Consider the following 5,420-nt stretch of genomic DNA (forward strand, 5'->3'; position numbering starts at 1 on the left):
CCCATGTCCTCTCCAGCGGCTTTCGCCTGGGACCAGCGCCGGAAGCGCCGCCTCATCACCTCCGCCATGGCCATGAAATCATCGCTGTGGCCGGGGGCAATGCTGGTGGATTTCAGCTTGTAGCGACGGTAGTGTTGTCGTGCCGCCAGACCCTGGACAAACACCACCTGACTGGCCACGGCGTCACTGCCCTGAATATGGCTGATGTCGTAGCCCTCAATGCGCCGGGGGGGATAATCCAGGTTCAAGAGTTGGGCCAGATCCTCAAGGGCGAGTTGTTGTTCCTGGGAGCTGCGTTGCGCCCGCTGCAGGGCAAAGCCGGCGTTGCGCTCCACCAACTCCACCAACTCCGCCTTCTGCTGCCGCTGGGGGGTGAGGATGCGCACCTTGCGCTGCCGCTTCCGGGTCAGCCAGTCTGTCAGGGTATCCGCTTGTGGCAGGGGATATTGCACACAAACTTCCTGGGGAATTTCGCTGGGTTCAACATAACCGTAGTGTTCCTCCAACACCCGCTGGAGCAGATGACCCGGCGCCCCGGCCCGGGAGTCAAGGTTAAAGCCGAGGCGGCCCACCAACTTACCGGCCCGCACTTGAAACAACTGCACACAGGCCAACTGATCATTGGCGGTCATGGCAACGGCATCCCGGCTGATACGGTCGTCCAATAAGGACATTTTCTGATGAGCGGTCAGTTGATCCAGACCTTGCAACTGATCCCGGATCCGCGCCGCCTTCTCGAAATCCAGACGTTCCGCATCACGAATCATCTGCTCCCGCAACCGTTCCCGCAACTCCTCGTTGCGTCCTTGAAATACCATGGCAACGTTCCGGAGGGTGGCGTGATAGTCCGCGGGGCTGATGTGCTGCTGGCATACGCCGGGGCAGCGTCCAATGTGGAAATTCAGACAGGTTCGATCCCGATACAGGGGTTGGGGGCGTTGACGCAGGGGGAAGGCCCGCTTCACCAGGGCCAGGGTCGCGCGCAGCAGAGCCACGTCCACATAGGGACCGTAGAAGCGATCCTGAGGAGAGCGAAGGCGCCGCCGCCGGGTAATGAAAATCCGGGGATAGTCTTCGCTCCAGGTGATACATAGGTAAGGGTAGCTGGTGTCGTCCTTGAGGAGGATATTGTAATACGGTTGATGCTCTTTAATGAGGTTGGATTCCAACACAAGCGCCTCCACTTCGCTATCCGTTACGATGAAGTCAATATCATGGATCTGCCGCACCATGAGTTGAATTCTTGGGCTGAGCAGTTCATGGCCACGGAAATAGCTCCGCAGGCGGGTCCGCAGCTTTTTGGCTTTGCCGATATAGAGGATACGAGAATCCCGGTCCCGCATCAGGTAGCAACCCGGCTCCAGGGGAACCTCCCGCAGCCGGGTCTCCAGTTCATCCGGATTCTGCAGCAAGCCGCCGGCCATGGCGCTGGGCACATCACGGACAGGGGTGTTGTCGTTGGCGTCAGCCCCCATAGGTCCAGCGGGTGTGGGCCATGGTGAGGGCCTCCCCCTCCCGGTGCTGCACCGCGGCCTTCACCTCGCCAACAAAGACGGTGTGGTCACCGGCGGCCACATGGCCCGCCAACTGGCATTCCAGCCCCCCCAGGCAATCCTCCAGCAGGGGCAGCCCCAGAACGCCAAGGCGATAGGGAACTTCAGCCAGTCGCCCCCCAACAGCCGCCTGGGGGCGGAAGAACCGGGCCACCACCTCCTGTTGCCCCACCTCCATCACGTTCAAGCTGAACCGGCCCGTGCGCTGAATCATGCCGTGGCTGGTGGAATCGGCCCGCACGCCCATCACCACCAGGGGAGGGGTGAAGGATCCCTGGGTCACCCAGCTTGCCGTAAAGCCGTTGACCACCTCCCCTTCTGCCACCCCACAAATGAACAGGCCATGGGGGATTGTTTTCAAGAGGGTTGTCTTGGCTGCAACATCAAGATCCATCGGGACGTACCGCGGTTGTGGCCACTTTAACCCCGGTTCCAGGTAAGGAGGACAGGGAAAGTGGGTCTTCTCCATGGCATCATTGCCGCTTCCCCAGCCCCGGGGCTGGGGAGGAGTAGTTGATTCAGGACTCAGAACAGGATGGAGAAGTTGAGCATGAGGGAATGGTCTACGGGAGTATCTGTGGTGGTGTTTTCTTCCCATTCCCCCTCCAGGGCGATTTCCCAGGGTTCCCCATGTCCGGGCTGGGAGTAGGGCGCCAGGGACCACAGGAGACCGTAGCTCCTACTGTCCGGTGAGAGCGCCAGGCTCAGGCCTGGTGTGAGGGTGAGGCGGTCGTTGTGGGTGGGGAAGCCGTAGGCCAGCTCTGCCTTGAAGTGCTGCCCGTTGTTGCTGGCGTCGTCCAACCCCTCCAGAACAGTGGGATTGAGGAGGGCATCCATGTCCGATGCGGGTGCGCCCATGGTGTGGCCTATGGCGAGGGAGGGGCCGCGATTGGTGGGGGAGGGTTCCCATGCGAAGGAGAGGGCCAAGCCCTATCCCCCCACCGCCGGAGCATCTCATCCTCCTGAGCACATGCTAAGCGGTGGATCCCCACTTGCGCGGGGATGACGAAGCAATGAAGGGCGCCTCGGAAAATTACCGCCCCGCCCTGAGAAAGTTGACTGGTCCATACGAAACCCGCTCCAGGACTGATTTTCTCATGGTGAGACGGCGGCCCACTGGAGGGATTTGTCCAATTTTTCGAGGCGCCCTGAAGAAGATGCAGGGAAACCGCAACTTCCTGGCCCCCTTATCCAGAACCGGGGTTGCCTTAGGCAGATGACCCATAAAGCAGGGAAGAGGTCTCTTCTCTGGTGAGGGCCTCCCAAGGGAGGTTCAGGAGGAGGGAGGATGGACGAGGGCCAGTTGTGCTTCAAGCTGCTGGCGGGTACAGCAACCCCCTCCGTGGTGGGGGAGAGGAGGGCATGGATACCGGATGCAGCAGCAGTTGGGAGAAGCCATTGTCCGGAGTTGCGCCTCATAGGCGGCCGGGGGTGAGGCCGCTGAAGACTTCGCTGGTGGTGGCGCTGCTGCCGGCGAGACGCCCCAGCCCCAGTCAGTTGCCGCCAGTGAGTTCTATCCGGCATTGGTTGACGCTTCTCGATTGGGGTGTAGACTTAGGGGCAAGCGAAAAGTCCCCTCCTGCCATGGTGCATCGGTGCAAGCCAGTCTCGGTAATGCGGCCACCGCTGATGTTCTGGTTGCTGTTTTCCCTCGTTCTGCTGACTGCGTGCGGTGGCGGTGGCGGTGGCGGCGATAATACTGCCAGGCCGCCACGCACTCCTGACCGCTGCTTGCCAACATCCAACGGCGATTGCTTAACCAATGCTCAACTTGGCCGGATGGCAGAAACTTTGACGGAGCAGATCAAGGCTAATAGAATTGAACAGATTGACGAGGATTTTGAGAACAACCGAGAATTTGCGGATGCCGTGAAGTGGCCTCTGGATATGATCAATGCTTACGAGTCCCTGGCATACCTTCGGTTGGTACGAGATGAGGCGCCTGGTAAGGGAGTTACCATTGGTATCCTTGACACCACAGTCAGTGAATCACACCCTGTTTTTCAAGATACCCCCCCATCAAGGAGATCGTTTCGTTCGGTAACAGCGAATCGTCTCATGGAACTTCTGTTGCCAGCATCCTTGCTGGCAAGTATTATGGCGCCTACGGCGCTGATGTCAAAGCATTTGCCCTTGAGTTTCAGACAGGGAATGATAATGGTCGTTCAAATCCAATCAGCATCGCAGAACTATTCTCAGAGAATCAATCGGATGCAAACCTGATTGCTGATGATGTTCTCCCTGAAAATCTTGATATTTTGAACCTTAGCTTTGGATATAACGGGAACATTGAACGCTACACAGAAGAGCAACTGCGCACCAGTTACGACAAGGCGATTGCAGCCCTTGCCCAAGGGGAAAAGGGGGAAGGAAAAACCATCCTTGTCTGGGCAGCGGGTAATGCGGGAAACAGTTCTCCGGATGTTCTTGCCGGGCTGCCGGCACGCATCAACGAGTTACAAGGTCACTCCGTTGCCGTTGTCAGCGTTGGGGAAGATGGCGCCATCGCATCCGACTCGAATCGCTGCGGAATTGCCGGAGACTTCTGCATCGCTGCGCCGGGTGAGCAAGTTCTTGTCGCCGCAGTTGATTCAGCAGAGGCGCCCTACAGGCTTGATGGGGGCACATCACTTGCTACGGCAATAGTGAGTGGCGGCCTGGCAGTGATGAAGCAGCTTTTCCGTGACCAGCTTCCCAACGAGGCATTGTTGGACCGTCTCCTGGCCACTGCCAACGATGATGGCCTCTATAACGATCCTTCCATCTATGGCCATGGATTGATGGACCTGGGCACGGCCACCAACCCCTGGGGCGTTCTTGAATTCAAGGAGATCGGCCAGCAGACCACCAGTGGGGCGGGTGTCCCTGTCACGGCGACTGCCTTGGTTCCGGGTTCCCCCCTGGGTGATGCCTTCTCCCGGGCGCTGGCCGGCCAGGAAGCGGCTGCATTCGATACTCTCGGCGCCCCTTTCTACTTTGACGCAGGGATTTTCACGGGGGTAGTCCCTGGCGCAACCGTGGCGGCCCGCCTGCAGGATTTTCTGTCCGAGGGCGGCAGCCCCATTCCGCACACTCCGCAGACATGGCAGTTTCAGTTCCAGGAAGAGGGTCTATTTAACCAGTATGGTCATATGGCGCTGGCCGATGGCGCGTCGCAGTTGTCTGTTGCCGGACCGGAGGGGAGCACCCTGTCCCTGGCCCACGAGCCCGGACGTGTGCAAGGATTGGAAGTCTTCTGGGCGGCTGAGGAGACGCCCCTGTCCTTCGGCTTGGGCTATATCAGTGAGCATGACGCCTTGCTGGGTAGCAAGAGCAGCGGCACCTTTGGCGAGTTCTCCGCTGATACCGTCTTTGTCGGTGCGCGGCTGAGTCGGACTGCCGGACCCTGGACAGTGGCGGCCAGCGGGGAACTGGGTAAGGCGTTACCCAACTTGGGGGGGAGCGGTTGGATCACGGATGCGTCGTCTCTGAGCACCAGCGCATTCCGCTTGGCGGCCAGGCGGAACTTCGATAACGGCAGTAGGCTGGGGTTTTCCGTCTCCCAACCCTTGCGGGTAGACGGCGGCGCCATATCCTTCACTCCGCCCACGGCGATCAAAGGCGGACGGGTGCAGGGCCGGACCACCCGACTGGCGCTGCAGTCCTCGGGTCGCCAAGTGGACATGACCACCACTCTTGAAGTACCCCTGGCCAAAGGCGAGTTGTCCTTCCGTATGACCCGGAGTTCCCAGCCCTCGCACCAGCGGGATGCTGCCCCCCAATGGTTCTTCTTCACCGGCTATGGGGCTACCTGGTGACGCAGCGACATGAGGGGAGAGGGGCGCGGCGCCCCTCAGATGGATCATCAGAAGAGGAGGGAGAAGCGGA

At 59.9% G+C, this 5,420-nt stretch carries 4 protein-coding genes; 1 reads left to right on the forward strand and 3 read right to left on the reverse strand.

Going from position 1 to position 5,420, the window contains the following annotated elements; translation table 11 throughout:
• From uvrC to BG35_RS0105880, 3 genes are all read right to left on the reverse strand, one after another.
• Positions 1-1,424 (reverse strand): excinuclease ABC subunit UvrC (gene uvrC / locus BG35_RS0105870; protein WP_034417385.1); only part of this gene is annotated, 1,424 nt, incomplete at its 3' end.
• 40 nt (positions 1,425-1,464) lie between these two features.
• The gene (locus BG35_RS0105875) at positions 1,465-1,947 is read right to left on the reverse strand and encodes a flavin reductase family protein (RefSeq protein WP_025782095.1); all 483 of its coding nucleotides are present in this window, start codon (positions 1,945-1,947) and stop codon (positions 1,465-1,467) included.
• Positions 1,948-2,078: 131 nt separating this feature from the next.
• On the reverse strand, positions 2,079-2,480 hold the full coding sequence (locus BG35_RS0105880) for a hypothetical protein (protein WP_152535191.1): 402 nt from the start codon (positions 2,478-2,480) through the stop codon (positions 2,079-2,081).
• A gap of 1,151 nt (positions 2,481-3,631) precedes the next feature.
• On the opposite strand from BG35_RS0105880, the gene BG35_RS0105890 reads away from it, so the two are divergent.
• Positions 3,632-5,350, forward strand: a complete 1,719-nt coding sequence (locus tag BG35_RS0105890; protein ID WP_236619804.1) for a S8 family serine peptidase — start codon at positions 3,632-3,634, stop codon at positions 5,348-5,350.
• The last annotated feature ends 70 nt before the right edge of the window (positions 5,351-5,420 follow it).

The organism is Candidatus Synechococcus spongiarum SH4 (assembly GCF_000586015.1).
Lineage (GTDB): Bacteria > Cyanobacteriota > Cyanobacteriia > PCC-6307 > Cyanobiaceae > Synechococcus_B > Synechococcus_B spongiarum_F.

What these genes read in the sequence shown, in the direction of transcription:
- BG35_RS0105875 (WP_025782095.1), bottom strand. Translation starts at nt 1,947, where the DNA reads ATGGATCTTGATGTTGCAGCCAAGACAACCCTCTTGAAAACAATCCCC.